General features: G+C 44.1%; 10 protein-coding genes. 7 read left to right on the plus strand and 3 right to left on the minus strand.

The features are described 5' to 3' along the window. Window positions 1-91: 91 nt before the first annotated feature. Entirely contained in the window at window positions 92-4,396 is a 4,305-nt protein-coding gene (locus IQ228_RS09290) for a DNA-directed RNA polymerase subunit beta'' (protein WP_193962715.1), read from the plus strand. 907 nt (window positions 4,397-5,303) lie between these two features. Here IQ228_RS09290 and petE read toward each other — a convergent pair. Next, entirely contained in the window at window positions 5,304-5,723 is a 420-nt protein-coding gene (gene petE, locus IQ228_RS09295) for a plastocyanin (protein WP_027402710.1), read from the minus strand. 184 nt (window positions 5,724-5,907) lie between these two features. On the opposite strand from petE, the gene leuC reads away from it, so the two are divergent. From leuC to IQ228_RS09315, 4 genes are all read left to right on the plus strand, one after another. Then, on the plus strand, window positions 5,908-7,311 hold the full coding sequence (gene leuC, locus IQ228_RS09300) for a 3-isopropylmalate dehydratase large subunit (RefSeq protein WP_027402709.1): 1,404 nt from the start codon (window positions 5,908-5,910) through the stop codon (window positions 7,309-7,311). Window positions 7,312-7,410: 99 nt separating this feature from the next. Beyond that, window positions 7,411-8,019 (plus strand): 3-isopropylmalate dehydratase small subunit, encoded by a 609-nt coding sequence (leuD, locus tag IQ228_RS09305; RefSeq protein ID WP_027402708.1) that lies wholly within the window; start codon window positions 7,411-7,413, stop codon window positions 8,017-8,019. Window positions 8,020-8,195: 176 nt separating this feature from the next. Continuing rightward, window positions 8,196-8,663, plus strand: a complete 468-nt coding sequence (locus tag IQ228_RS09310; protein ID WP_228043778.1) for an EVE domain-containing protein — start codon at window positions 8,196-8,198, stop codon at window positions 8,661-8,663. 224 nt (window positions 8,664-8,887) lie between these two features. Then, on the plus strand, window positions 8,888-9,412 hold the full coding sequence (locus tag IQ228_RS09315) for a TolB family protein (RefSeq protein WP_027402706.1): 525 nt from the start codon (window positions 8,888-8,890) through the stop codon (window positions 9,410-9,412). 107 nt (window positions 9,413-9,519) lie between these two features. Here the strand turns inward: IQ228_RS09315 and IQ228_RS09320 are convergent, their stop codons facing one another. Further along, a complete protein-coding gene (locus IQ228_RS09320; RefSeq protein ID WP_193962716.1) occupies window positions 9,520-10,515 on the minus strand; it encodes a succinate dehydrogenase/fumarate reductase iron-sulfur subunit in 996 nt (331 codons plus the stop codon). Window positions 10,516-11,797: 1,282 nt separating this feature from the next. On the opposite strand from IQ228_RS09320, the gene IQ228_RS09325 reads away from it, so the two are divergent. Both IQ228_RS09325 and IQ228_RS09330 read left to right on the plus strand, forming a co-directional pair. After that, window positions 11,798-12,220: an AbrB family transcriptional regulator gene (locus IQ228_RS09325; RefSeq protein ID WP_027402704.1), complete on the plus strand. Its 423-nt coding sequence runs from the start codon at window positions 11,798-11,800 to the stop codon at window positions 12,218-12,220. Window positions 12,221-12,417: 197 nt separating this feature from the next. Continuing rightward, window positions 12,418-13,275: a CPBP family intramembrane glutamic endopeptidase gene (locus tag IQ228_RS09330; protein WP_193962717.1), complete on the plus strand. Its 858-nt coding sequence runs from the start codon at window positions 12,418-12,420 to the stop codon at window positions 13,273-13,275. Between the two features lie 226 nt (window positions 13,276-13,501). On the opposite strand, the gene IQ228_RS09335 is transcribed toward IQ228_RS09330, so the two are convergent. Further along, the gene (locus IQ228_RS09335; RefSeq protein ID WP_027402702.1) at window positions 13,502-13,885 is read right to left on the minus strand and encodes a hypothetical protein; all 384 of its coding nucleotides are present in this window, start codon (window positions 13,883-13,885) and stop codon (window positions 13,502-13,504) included. Window positions 13,886-13,967 lie beyond the last annotated feature (82 nt).

Consider the following 13,967-nt stretch of genomic DNA (forward strand, 5'->3'; position numbering starts at 1 on the left):
AGACAGCCCACTCCCCCACTCCCCCACTCCCTCTGACTCCTTCTACTAACAACTAATGATTGGGCGCAGGCCCTGCGCCCCTACTAAAATTATGACTAAAGCAGTTTTTCGCAATCTGGTGGTGAACAAAGGTAAATTAAGAGACTTGATTTCTTGGTCTTTTACCCATTATGGGACGGCGCGGACGGCGGTGATGGCAGATAAACTCAAGGAGTTGGGTTTTCGCTATGCTACCAAGGCGGGTGTGTCTATTAGTGTGGATGATTTGATGATTCCTCCTTCTAAGAAGGAACTGCTGGAGGCAGCAGAGACGGAAATTTTGGCGACGGAGGAACGCTATCAACGGGGGGAAATTACTGAAGTTGAACGTTTCCAAAAGGTAATTGATACTTGGAACAGTACCTCAGAGGCGCTCAAGGATGAGGTGGTGGTGCATTTCCAAAAGACAGATCCCCTCAATTCTGTGTATATGATGGCTTTTTCGGGGGCGCGGGGCAATATTTCTCAGGTGCGGCAGTTGGTGGGGATGCGGGGACTGATGGCAGATCCCCAGGGGGAAATTATTGATTTACCAATTAAGACCAATTTCCGTGAGGGATTGACGGTAACAGAATATATTATTTCTAGTTATGGGGCGCGGAAGGGGCTGGTGGATACGGCGCTGCGGACTGCGGATTCGGGGTATTTGACCCGGCGGTTGGTGGATGTGTCCCAGGATGTGATTGTGCGGGAGTTTGACTGTGGCACTAATCGTGGTTTGACGATTGGGGCGATGGTGGAGGGGAATAAAACTCTGATTAAACTGGCGACGCGGTTGATGGGTCGAGTGGTGGGTGAGGATGTGGTGCATCCAGAAACGGGGGAAATCATTGCCCCTCGGAATACCCCCATTGATGATGATTTGGCGATCGCCATCCAAAAAGCCGGAGTACAGAAGGTGACTGTCCGCAGTCCTTTAACCTGTGAGGCGGCGCGGTCGGTGTGTCAGCACTGCTATGGTTGGAGTTTAGCCCATGCCAAGATGGTGGATTTGGGTGAAGCTGTGGGGATTATTGCGGCGCAAAGTATTGGTGAACCGGGAACCCAGTTAACCATGCGGACTTTCCACACCGGGGGTGTATTCACGGGGGAAGTAGCCCAACAGGTGCGATCGCAGGTGTCAGGAACAGTAAAAATTCCCCGCAAGTTACAAACCCGTCCCTATCGGACTCGACATGGTGAAGACGCTTTGTATGTGGAAGCCAATGGGACTTTGACGATTGAAGGGGATAAGAAATCGGGAACGGGGGAAAGCCAGGAAATTGCTGTTACCCAAGGTTCAACTTTATATATCCACAATGGTCAACAGGTACTAGCAGATCACTTGGTGGCTGAGGTGGCGCTGGGAGGGAGAACCACCAGAACCAATACAGAAAAAGCCGTCAAGGATGTGGCGACGGACTTGGCTGGGGAAGTGAAGTTTGCCGATGTGGTGGCGGAACAAAAAACCGACCGTCAGGGCAATACCACTGTCACCGCCTCCAGAGGGGGGTTGATTTGGATTCTGTCGGGGGATGTATATAATTTACTGCCCGGAGCAGAATTGGTGGTAAAAAATGGCGATGCGATCGCTACCAATGGAGTCTTAGCGGAAACCAAATTAACCACAGTTCATGGGGGTGTGGTGCGGTTGCCAGAGGCGATTCCAGGGAAAGCCACCAGGGAAATTGAGATTATTACCGCTTCTGTGGTGTTGGATCAGGCAGCAGTGACAATCCAGAGTTCCCAAGGACGGAATAATTACCTGATTACCACTACCAATCCCGATAATGGGGCGATATCGGAGTTTAACTTGCGGGCGACTCCGGGGGCGAAGGTACAAAATGGTCAGGTAGTGGCAGAATTGATTGATGACCAGTACCGGACAACCACCGGGGGCTTACTGAAGTTTGCCGAAGTGGAGGTACAGAAAAAAGGTAAAGCCAAATTGGGCTATGAGGTAGTTCAGGGGGGAACACTGCTGTGGATACCAGAAGAAACCCATGAGGTGAATAAAGATATTTCCTTGTTACGGGTGGAAGATGGACAGTATGTGGAAGCGGGGACAGAAGTAGTCCAGGACATCTTCTGTCAAACTGGTGGAGTAGTGGAAGTTACCCAAAAGAACGACATTTTACGGGAAGTAGTGATTAAACCCGGTGAACTGTTGATGGTGGATGATCCAGAGACAGCGATCGCCCATGACAATACATTTTTGCAACCCGGTGAGGAACTGCAAGGAACTGTAGCTACGGAATTGCGCTATGTTCAGTATGTGGAAACTCCTGAAGGTCCAGGGTTGCTGAGTCGTCCGGTAGTAGAATTTGCTGTCCCCACCAACCCTGATGTTCCAGCCACCACTTCCGTCAGTCAGCACACCGGGCGCTCGATTCAACTGCGGGCGGTGCAAAGGATTCCTTACAAGGATTCAGAACGGGTGAAGTCGGTGGAGGGTGTGGAACTGCTACGGACACAGATAGTATTAGAAATTGAGCAGGAGACGGAGGGAGAACACGGCAGTTCACCTTTGGCTGCGGACATTGAACTGATTACAGACCCAGAAGATGGGGAGATTCAAAGACTACAGTTAGTAATTTTAGAGTCTTTGGTAGTGCGCCGCGACATTACCGCCGATGCCACCCAAGGCAGTACCCAAACTAATTTGGAAGTGGTGGATGGTGACACCATTGAACCGGGGGCTGTGGTAGCCCGGACGAAGATATTATGTAAAGAAGGGGGGATAGTCCGGGGTGTGCAACAGGGGGCAGAAACAGTCCGCCGTTGTTTAGTATTGCGTGCCAATGATTTGGTGACAGTGAATACCAATGTCTTGCCCACTGTCAGTAAGGATGATTTGGTAGTAGAAGGAAGTGCGATCGCTCCCGGTATATTCGCGGCGGAGTCGGGGCAGGTGGTGGAAGTCAAGGGAGGTGACAGAGAACAGAGGATAGGTGACAGGGAACAGGGAACAGGTGACAGGGAACAGAGGATAGGTGACAGGGAACAGGTGACAGGTGACAGGGAACAAAGGATAGGTGACAGGGAACAGAAGATAGGTGACAGAAATGCTTCTTCACTGTCACCTGTCACCCGTCACCTGTCACCTTCTGCTTACAGGGAACAGGGAACAGGTGACAGAAATGCTTCTTCACTGTCACCTGTCACCCGTCACCCGTCACCTTCTGCTTACACCATTACTCTTCGCATTGGTCGTCCTTACCGGGTGAGTCCGGGGGCGGTGTTACAGGTAGAAGATGGGGACTTGGTGCAACGGGGTGACAACTTGGTGCTGTTGGTATTTGAACGGGCTAAGACTGGGGACATTATTCAAGGTTTGCCCCGGATTGAGGAACTGCTAGAAGCCCGTAAACCCAAGGAAGCTTGTATTTTAGCCCGTCGTCCGGGGGAAGTGAAGATTGTCTATGGCGATGGGGATGAGGTGACATCCATCACCCGTGAAGCCTATGCCATTAAAATTGTCGAAGCCAATGGCACAGTCACCGACTATCCCCTTGGACCTGGGCAAAACCTGATTGTTCCCGACGGGGCGCACATTGTAGCCGGACAACCCCTCACGGACGGACCTTCCAACCCCCACGAGATTCTGGAAATATTCTTCAGTTTGGGGTCAGAGGATGGGATCTATGCCTGTGCAAGCCACGCTTTGCAGAAGGTACAAACCTTTTTGGTGAATGAAGTACAGATGGTGTACCAATCCCAAGGCATTGACATTTCCGACAAACACATCGAGGTAATTGTCCGGCAAATGACCAACAAAGTGCGGATTGATGACGGTGGCGACACGACCATGCTACCGGGGGAACTGGTAGAACTCCGGCAGGTGGAACAGGTGAACGAAGCTATGGCGATTACCGGTGGGGCGAGGGCAGAATACACTCCCATGCTATTGGGGATTACCAAGGCATCGCTGAACACCGACAGTTTCATCTCTGCGGCTTCTTTCCAAGAAACCACCAGGGTCTTAACAGAAGCCGCCATTGAGGGCAAATCCGACTGGCTGCGGGGACTGAAGGAAAACGTGATCATTGGGCGCTTGATTCCTGCGGGGACTGGCTACAACACCTACGAGGAAGCGGGGGTAATTGATGATTACGTAGTAGATATGGGCAGTGGCATCTTAGATGAAGTAGATGATTCATTGGACATGGTTCTAGATGACCGCACTGCAAAACTCTACAACCTCGACGCACCGGGCATGGGTGATAGTGGCTTTGGCAGCAAAATAGGAGAACGGTTACTACTCGATGAGGATGATTTAATTGCTGATGAAATTAACGACCTAGTTATAGAAGATGACGATGATTTTGGAGAAGAAGAGGACGATGATGACGATGATGATGATTTTGATGATGAATAAACTCTAGGACACTGCGGCGAAGGGACTTCCAAATAAAAAAATACTCAACCACCTAACGCAAAAATCTCTCAAACCCTTATTCCTCTGTGTCCTCTGCGCCTCTGTGGTTCGTTAATCAGGATAATTTATTTCTTGGAAGTTCCCTCCCCTTCACAAGGGGAGGGTTAGGGTGGGGTAATTTGAGGAATAATGGTGATTCGATAACTTGTGTGTACACCGTAGCTTACAAAGGGGGGCTAAATTCCTCAAAGTCCCCCTTTTCAAGGGGGATTCAGGGGGATCTGCGGGTGTCAGATCCCACACGAAAAAGTTTTCAAACAACCCCTTAGAGACTTCCAAATAAAAAAATGTCCCAAAACTAACGCAAAAACCCTCCCTATTTCTTCTCTCTCTGTGTTCTCTGTGCCTCTGTGGTTCGTTTGTTCATTTATTTATTGGGATAATTTATTTCCTGGAAGTCCCTTAGTGATAATTCTCCCGATTTTTATAAGAAAGAACGCCGAAAACCCTTGAAAATGTGGCTGACTCAGGAAGCCACATTTGGGCTTTAGACAAGGGATGAAGGCTAGTACCGCAAGGCGGAAGTCAAAAGTCAACCTCAAGTCGTCTCGTTCCCAGTCTCTGACTGGGAATGAATTCTAGAAGGCTCTGCCTTCAATGATATTTAGAGGCAGAGCCTCATCAATTGCATTTCTAGTCAGAGACTAGGAACGAGATGTGGTAGGGATTTGAGCTTAAGTTGACACATATCAGCTTTTGCTTTACCCCTACTACACATCTGGGTTCTTTGTCATTTGGTAAAAGTTTAAATATTACCCGTGTTTAGTATATATAAGTAAGCTTTTTGATTTACTGATAGCTAATGTACCATCCCTGTATATTAACAAGGATGGTTCATGGCTATATATTAACCTTCAACAATGACTTGACCAACCATGCCAGCACCACGGTGAGGTTCACAGTAGAATGTGTATGTACCAGGAGCAGCATCAACAGGAATAACTGTGGTTTCAGTTTGTCCAGGACTCATTAATAACTTCTTGTGGGACAAAGATTTTGCTAAAGCAGCATCTGCGGTAGGATTCTTCTTAGGATCAAAGACAACGTTGTGGGGGGGAACTTTGTTGTTCTTCCAAACAATTGTGTCACCAGCTTTAACAGTCAATTTCTTGGGTTCAAAGGCTAACATACCTTTATCACTGCCCAGTTTAACTGTATATGTTTCCGCAGATGCAGTAGGAGTGAATACCGCAAAGCTACCAAAAATTACAATAACTGTTAATACAGCTAGGCTCAAGCGTCGCAAAGTTGCTGCGATAGATTTCATGGTTCTGTCCTGTGGAAGTATGTTTATTGTTCTCATTTCATTTTAAATACAATCAATGCCAAATATGACAACCCGTCATATATTTTTTTTGTTAACCACTATCAGCAGCTAGATTTCTGAAATTCCATTGCCACCAAATTTCTGATACAATCAAAAGTCCGACTCCTTTAACGTAGATTAATGTATGAGCAAGGGTACACTATTTGACAAAGTTTGGGACTTACACACCGTTGGTACATTACCATCAGGATTAACACAACTATTTATTGGACTACATCTTATTCATGAAGTTACCAGTCCCCAAGCCTTTGCAATGCTCAAGGAGCGGGATTTAACAGTATTATTTCCACAACGGACAATAGCCACAGTTGATCATATCGTTCCCACAGAAAACCAAGCTCGTCCCTTTCTGGATAGCATGGCTGAAGAAATGATTCAGGCATTAGAAAAGAGTTGTCAAGAAAATGACATAACTTTTTACAATATTGGTTCAGGAAATCAAGGAATAGTTCACGTCATTGCCCCTGAATTGGGACTAACACAACCAGGAATGACCATCGCTTGTGGAGATAGCCACACATCAAGTCATGGTGCATTTGGAGCGATCGCCTTTGGTATCGGTACAAGCCAAGTTAGAGACGTTCTCGCCTCCCAAACCCTATCATTATCAAAACTCAAAGTTCGCAAAATCGAAGTTAACGGCACATTAAAACCCGGAGTTTACGCCAAAGACGTAATATTACATATTATCCGTACTCTAGGCGTTAAAGGTGGAGTAGGCTATGCTTACGAATTTGCTGGTACAACCTTTGCCCAAATGAACATGGAAGAACGAATGACCGTTTGTAACATGGCCATAGAAGGTGGGGCGCGATGCGGATACGTCAACCCCGATCAAATCACCTACGATTATCTACAAAATAGAGATTTTGCTCCCCAAGGTGCAGACTGGGAAAAAGCTATTGCTTGGTGGGAATCCCTCAGTAGTCATGCTGATGCAGAATACGATGATATCGTAGTATTTAATGCCGAAGATATTCCCCCCACAGTCACATGGGGAATTACACCCGGTCAGGGAATTGGCGTAGATGAAAAAGTCCCCACAGCCGCAGAACTCCTAGAAGAAGACCGCTTCATCGCCGAAGAAGCATACCGCTACATGGACTTATATCCCGGTCAACCCATCCAAGGCACAAAAATAGATGTCTGCTTCATTGGTAGCTGCACCAACGGACGCATCAGCGACCTGAGAGAAGCCGCCAAAATTGCCCAAGGTCGCCAAGTTGCAAAAGGTATAAAAGCCTTCGTAGTTCCTGGTTCAGAAAGAGTCAAAAAAGAAGCCGAAGCCGAAGGACTAGATAAAATCTTCCAAGCAGCCGGTTTTGAATGGAGAGAACCAGGATGTTCCATGTGTTTAGCCATGAACCCCGACAAACTCCAAGGCAGACAAATCAGCGCCTCCTCCTCCAACCGCAACTTCAAAGGCAGACAAGGATCATCCTCCGGTCGCACCTTATTAATGAGTCCCGCAATGGTAGCCACAGCCGCCATCAAAGGTGAAATCGCCGATGTGCGTGAACTACTGTAGGTGACAGTGAACAGGTGACAGGTGACAGAAAAGAGTTTTTTCAATTACCAATTACCAATTACCAATTACCAATTACCAATTACCAATTACCAATTACCAATGGTCAGTGAAGTAAAACAAATATCCGGTAACGCCGTTCCCCTCATTGGTAACGACATAGACACCGACCGAATTATCCCCGCCCGCTACTTAAAAGCCATCACCTTTGACGACTTAGGAGAAGGCGTATTTGTTGACGACAGAAAAGCCTTAAATGGTGAACACCCCTTTGATCAAATCCAATATCAAGGCGCAAAAATTCTCATAGTTAACCGCAACTTTGGCTGTGGTTCATCACGAGAACACGCACCCCAAGCCCTAGCAAAATGGGGAATTAAAGCCCTAATTGGTGAAAGCTTTGCGGAAATCTTCTTTGGTAACTGCGTAGCAATGGGGATACCATGCGTAACTGCTGATGAGAAAGTAGTCAAACATCTACAAGAATTAGTTACTACCAATCCTCAAGCAGTTAAAACCATAGATTTGGAAAAATTGCAAGTGCAACTTGGTGATTTTACTGCCTCAGTTATGATTAGTGAAGGCACAAGAAGCACTTTTATTAGCGGAACTTGGGACGCTTGCGGACAGTTAGTAGCAAATGCCCAACAGGTAAAAGCAACAGCAGCAAAACTACCTTATATTGCTTGGGGTAATTTAGCAGCAAGTTAGTATATATAGAGGCGTTCTCTGTAACGTCTCTACAATTATGGAATTAATTATTAAGTAGGAGAACACAATAAAACCAACCTGTGTAAAGAAACGTAAAATCGCCCAAACCCTCTTCACTCTTGCATGAGTGCCTCTTGCCTTGCCATAACGACAATTTTCAACGCCAACCTACTTAAATGAATACAATTAATTATTGGTTAATGAAGTCAGAACCAGCAGTTTATAGTATTACAAACTTACAACAGCAAGGTGAGACGATTTGGGACGGTATACGTAATTATCAAGCCCGGAATTTCTTGAAGCAAATGCAAATAGGAGATTTAGCATTTTTCTATCACTCCAACACTGAACCACCCGGTATCTTTGGTTTAATGCGGATAGTTGAAACAGGTATTGCAGACCCAACACAATTTGATATAAATAGTAAATATTATGATGCCAAATCAACTCTTGAATCCCCCCGTTGGCAAACTGTAAAAGTGGAATTTGTCGAAATTTTTAATCATCCTCTTTCACTATCAACACTCAAAGTTGAGTTTAATGATGATGAATTATTAGTAGTGAAAAAAGGCAACCGTCTATCAGTAACTCCGGTAATAGAACCAGTCGCCAGTAGAATTTTAGAAATGGGCAAAGATAAGTAGGGCTTGCTGAGTAAAGCTAGAACCGCTTCTCAGTAAGGGTCTCACTGATTTTGAGAACAAAAAAGTGCAAGGTTAAGTAATTGGACAAAAATATTTATAGTCATTGCGAGGGAAGGGAAGCAATCACAACCCTGGAAATCGCTTCATTTCACTTCGTTTCCTATGGCTAACGCCACGCAACGCTTACGCATTTTCAGAGGGGGAATTTTTTTATTTCACATCCTATGAATTATAAATTATCAATAATTTTAGTTTTATGCTCAACTCTGTTAACTGGGTGTTTTGGCTACCCGCGTTTACTCAGTTACCCATTTGATTCCGGGGGAAGGAGTTTAAATAGCTTCTCGTCCGAATTAAATCCGCAAATTTCTGGAAGATATATTGTATTCACAAGCGATCGCCGAGGCAGTCAAGATGTATATATGTTTGATACATTGACTCGTAATTTAGTAGACATACCCGGCTTAAATTCCTTTGATACAATTGCTTCCCATCCTGCGGCTTCTGACAATGGCAAATTTATTGTCTTTACTGCTAGTCGTCAAGGACGAACACAAATTGTTTTTTATGATCGAGATGTGCGTCAATTACGGAATTTAGCAGGTGATGTGCAAGGAGAAGTCCGCAATCCAACAATTAGTGCTGATGGTAGTAGAATCGCCTTTGAGTATAGTAATAATGGACAATGGGATATTTTGGTTTACGACCGATTTGGGCGAAAATTGAACATTCCCCAAGAGCCAAGTTAATCAAGGATGTAGGGGCGCAGGGCCTGCGCCCATTCAGAAGTCAGGAGTCAGAAAGAAGAATTAAGAAATAAGTAGCGCAAGAAAGGGAAACATTCTTTTGCAACTGACTAATGACTATTTTGTACAGATTCGATGAGCGATCGCACTTCCTGAGTTCCTGGGGACGGTTCAAAAGAAAGAGGAAATTTACCCTTAACTAACATTCTCAAGCCCAAAGGTGCAAGACTGAGTAAACCTTGCAAATCGCGGAAATAATTACCAACCACTTGAACCCCAAATTGGCGTTCATCAATCCAACCACCTTGTTTAACTAAATCCACTAAAACCTTACGATGACGAATTGCCCGACTGTCATCAGCTTGTTTACGCTTCAGAATTTCCTGTTTAATTTTCGTAATTTGTTCTAATGGGGCAACTTCCATCGGACAAACCGAATCACAATAAAGACAACGAGTACAACCCCAAACCCCTTGAGTTCCTGTGCTATAGGTTTCTAATCTTTGTTCTGTATTACTATCGCGGGAATCTGCCACCATGCGATATGCCTTAGCCAAAGCATGGGGACCAACAAAATCAGGATTAACTTCCAGAGCATTACATTCAGAATAACAAGCTCCACACATAATACAATTGCCCGTTTGATCAAGAAGCGATCGCTCTTGAGGCGTTTGCAAGAACTCTCTTTCAGGAACTTGTCTAGCAGCGGTACTCACATAGGGAGCAACCGTCTCCAAATTGTGCCAAAAACCATTCATATCCACAACCAAATCTTTAATTACAGGCATATTCCCCAAAGGTGCAACTGTAATTTCTGGAGTAGTTTGAGGCTGATTTGCAGATGATGATATTTTCTCCAGTCTAGCCAGTTCACTGCCCACATTCTCCTTACAAGCCAAAGCAGAACGCCCATTAATCCGCACAGCACAACTACCACAAATTGTATTGCGGCAATTTTTGCGAAATGCTAAAGTTCCATCTTGTTCCCACTTAATCTGATTGAGACAATCCAGGATAGTATTACCTGGTTCTACCTCCAAAACGTAAGACTTGAAAACAGGGTGAGAATTTTCTTCTTGTCGAGTAATCTTAAAAATAACTTCCATGATGATCAATCAATCCAAATCTTGGGTGCAAATCTTCTGTCTTACCTTACCTACCTCAAAAATCATGAAACTAGGGAAGGATGAAGTATGAGGCGTAAAGTATAAAAATAGATTTTCTCTTCCGCTTGAGTTGACGGCAGCCTTCACCCTTGATCCTTTACACTTAATACTTCTTTCGTCAAGCCCTAGCTATAAAAATTCTACATCCTTAAATATATATAAATGTTAAAGCCAGGGAAAATCTCAAAAGAGTGGCTATCAAATATCCCGGAGATATGGTAAATTTATTCTTCCCATAGACAGACGTAGATAATCTGATTCCTGCGAAGCGCTTCGCTATCACAGCTTTGAATCTGATAATGATTAACAGCAGGGATTTTTCACCCCGCCTTTTGTTTATAGTCCCAGATAGCTCCTGGAGTGAAGCCATAGAAACTCTAGAATTTAACTGACTCACTCATAGAAAGCACGTCTAAATTAGATTAACTTTTATAAAAGTCCTGGCATCATCCTCCCGACAGTATTAAGCTTGAGGAAAATCTCCCCTGGATTTTAGCGGCTCAACTCCAGGGATCTAGATCAAAATTTAGTTGTAATATGAATTTTAAATTCAAAAAATATTTTGCTATTATTATTTCATGCTAGTATTTAATAGAAAATTACGAACTAACAAAATCACAATAGCCGCATAAGCACGGCTAACACTTCTTTTGTTTCTTCGTAATGTAGAGACTAGAAAATTTATGTCTCTACTGGCAAAATAAAAGGGTGTATGTCCATCAGACCACACATAAATCCTATGCTGTCTTTATTCCTATAACTCAAAGGCAAGAGAAAAGCAGCGCTGAATGTGAAAAACCTGTAATTTATTGGCTCTACGCGGCAGTTCCTCCATTTGGGGAAACCCCAAGACCGGACTGCTTTATCTTTTTTGGAGTAGAACTAACCTGACTTGTAAAGGTGGCTTGAAGTTACACCCTTACAACAGTGACCAAAGAGAAAATAATTTAATTTCCGATGGCCAATGATGGTTAAAAAAGCCGTAAAATTACTGAAATAAATGTCTGTGGCAACTATGACTTATAAACCTATTATGGACAACTGTAATAGAGTCTTCTGTTGCTGACATATCAGCAGGAATTCACCCATCACCCTCGTGTTTTGTTGACCTATGAAGTCCAGTTGCGCTGATTGCTCAATACTAGACACACAAGAAAATTCTGAAATGGCTAAGTCCATGCTACGCTATCAATTTGAAGAGATTAAGGAAAATTAGAGCATAATGACCGAAACTGCAACTGCCCCATTAACCGGAAAAACATTGCTGGCGAAAGTTAAAGAACTTTCCACCTTGCCACGTCGAGAAAGAGCAAAGCAATGTGGTTATTACACCGTTACTAAAAATAGTCAAGTTCGAGTTAACTTAACAGACTTTTATGATGCTTTATTGTCAGCTAGAGGCATTCCCCTCAGCCCAGAAGCACCAAAAGATGGACGTGGACGCGAACCGACATACCGGGTCAGTGTTCATCAAAATGGTCAAATTGTGATTGGTGCAACCTACACCAAAGCAATGAACCTAAAGCCCGGTGACGAATTTGAAATTAGACTCGGTTACAAACATATTCACTTGATTCAGCTTGGTGAAAGTGATAAACAATTAATCCAGTCTGATGATGCTGATGAATCAGATGCAGAAGAATAAATTTTTTCACCTATCAGGGATAAGTTTAAGGTAAATTCTCATGAATTTATCCCTAGAGCTACCGCTAATTAGTAGCTGTGGTTAAATAATTGCAGTGGGATAAGACATAAAAAACGTTTTGACCTCTTCCATGAGTCACAAATTCTAGTAGAGTCTTGATTATTCGTCAAGAAATCTGTTGTTGCAGGAAGTTAGTCATGTTTTTTATGTCTATTCCACTGTCATTTTTAGACTCATCAGTCCATACTTTACTGGAGTTTCTCAAAGATACGCCAGTATTTTTGGTCATGGCTTTTTTTATTGTTTGGATAGGTTGCTGGTTGCCATTGGTAGCAGTTTTAGCCATTACTTTGAATTGGCAAATACACAAATCTTTACAACCAGAGCAAAAAATTCCTTTATTAGTATCTCTTTATTTATTAGTTCCGCTAATTCTCTGGGGATTTCAAGGGTTGCAATTGGCTTCTTTCCCTGATTATGGATTAGTGGGGAAGGTTTCTATTTTTGGTTCTCTATCACTAGGTTTTAGCTTGGGTGTTTTGGGTCTAGCTATAGTGTTTTTTGGGCAAATTCTCGCCGGTTGGTGCTATTTAGAAAAATCTCAGATCAAGTTAATCCCATCTAGTTTATTGACGATTTCCCTAGTGGCTTTGTTTGTGGGGGGAATAGAGGAACTTGTATTTCGGGGCTTTTTATTCACTCAGTTACAACAAAATTATCCAATTTGGTTAGCTGCAATTATTTCTAGCTTGGTTTTTGCTGTCTTACATTTGGTATGGGAACAAAAAGAAACTCTTCCTCAACTGCCTGGATTATGGCTAATGGGTATGGTTTTAGTATTAGCTAGATTAGCTGATGGCAATAGTTTAGGGATTGCTTGGGGACTTCATGCCGGTTGGGTATGGGCGATCGCTACTATAGATACAGCGGGATTAATTACCTACACAGATCAAGTTCCTACATGGGTGACAGGGATCAATAAAAAACCCCTCGCGGGGTTGACAGGAATTATCTGCGTTTTGGCGACGGGAGGAGTGCTTTTATGGATATCGTAATTACTAAATGATATTTTTCTCACGCAGAGGCGCAGAGACGCAGAGGGGAGAAGTTACTTGGTTGGGGCGATCGCTACTATAGATACGGGGGGATTAATAAAAAACCCCTCGCGGGGTTGACAGGAATTATCTGCGTTTTGGCGACGGGAGGAGTGCTTTTATGGATATCGTAATTACTAGATGATATTTTTCTCACGCAGAGGCGCAGAGGCGCAGAGAGGAGAAGTTACTTGGTTGTGGTTAAGAATTGACGTAAGCTAACTAAACTCAGGGTTTGTCCTAAGTTTAGGGGTAACATGGATATGCCTTCTATGCGGGATTGTACCCAGCCTTCGCCCCAGTACCATTCGTGAAAGCCGTCAATGCCTCCACTGAGTAGTAAGCGTAAACAATTGGGTTTTACTACGTCTACTTGGTGATGAATGGAGACTGGTCCTGTCCATGTGGTGAACTCAAATCCTGGGGGTAATTCTGTGGGCATTTCCGGGGGAAAACTTTGCCCCAATAGCCATTTTTTTAGTTTGGCAGGATGCAAAATACTGTCATGAATGGCATCGGCTGATGCTGTAACTTCGATACGAATTTGGCTTTGTTGAAATGTACCTAGCATGGTAATTGGTGATTGGTAATTGGTAATTGGTAATTGGTCAGTTGTTCGTAGAAAAAATTTTCTCCCCTGCCCCCCTGCCCCC

The organism is Dolichospermum sp. LEGE 00246, from assembly GCF_015207865.1.
In the GTDB taxonomy this organism is placed as follows: domain Bacteria; phylum Cyanobacteriota; class Cyanobacteriia; order Cyanobacteriales; family Nostocaceae; genus Dolichospermum; species Dolichospermum heterosporum.

Excerpts from the sequence above, each read along its gene's own strand:
- IQ228_RS09330 (WP_193962717.1), top strand. The coding sequence starts at position 12,418 with ATGTTTTTTATGTCTATTCCACTGTCATTTTTAGACTCATCAGTCCAT.
- IQ228_RS09310 (WP_228043778.1), top strand. The coding sequence starts at position 8,196 with ATGAATACAATTAATTATTGGTTAATGAAGTCAGAACCAGCAGTTTAT.
- leuD (WP_027402708.1), top strand. The coding sequence starts at position 7,411 with ATGGTCAGTGAAGTAAAACAAATATCCGGTAACGCCGTTCCCCTCATT.
- IQ228_RS09325 (WP_027402704.1), top strand. The coding sequence starts at position 11,798 with ATGACCGAAACTGCAACTGCCCCATTAACCGGAAAAACATTGCTGGCG.
- IQ228_RS09335 (WP_027402702.1), bottom strand. The coding sequence starts at position 13,885 with ATGCTAGGTACATTTCAACAAAGCCAAATTCGTATCGAAGTTACAGCA.
- leuC (WP_027402709.1), top strand. The coding sequence starts at position 5,908 with ATGAGCAAGGGTACACTATTTGACAAAGTTTGGGACTTACACACCGTT.
- IQ228_RS09290 (WP_193962715.1), top strand. The coding sequence starts at position 92 with ATGACTAAAGCAGTTTTTCGCAATCTGGTGGTGAACAAAGGTAAATTA.
- IQ228_RS09315 (WP_027402706.1), top strand. The coding sequence starts at position 8,888 with ATGAATTATAAATTATCAATAATTTTAGTTTTATGCTCAACTCTGTTA.
- petE (WP_027402710.1), bottom strand. The coding sequence starts at position 5,723 with ATGAAATCTATCGCAGCAACTTTGCGACGCTTGAGCCTAGCTGTATTA.
- IQ228_RS09320 (WP_193962716.1), bottom strand. The coding sequence starts at position 10,515 with ATGGAAGTTATTTTTAAGATTACTCGACAAGAAGAAAATTCTCACCCT.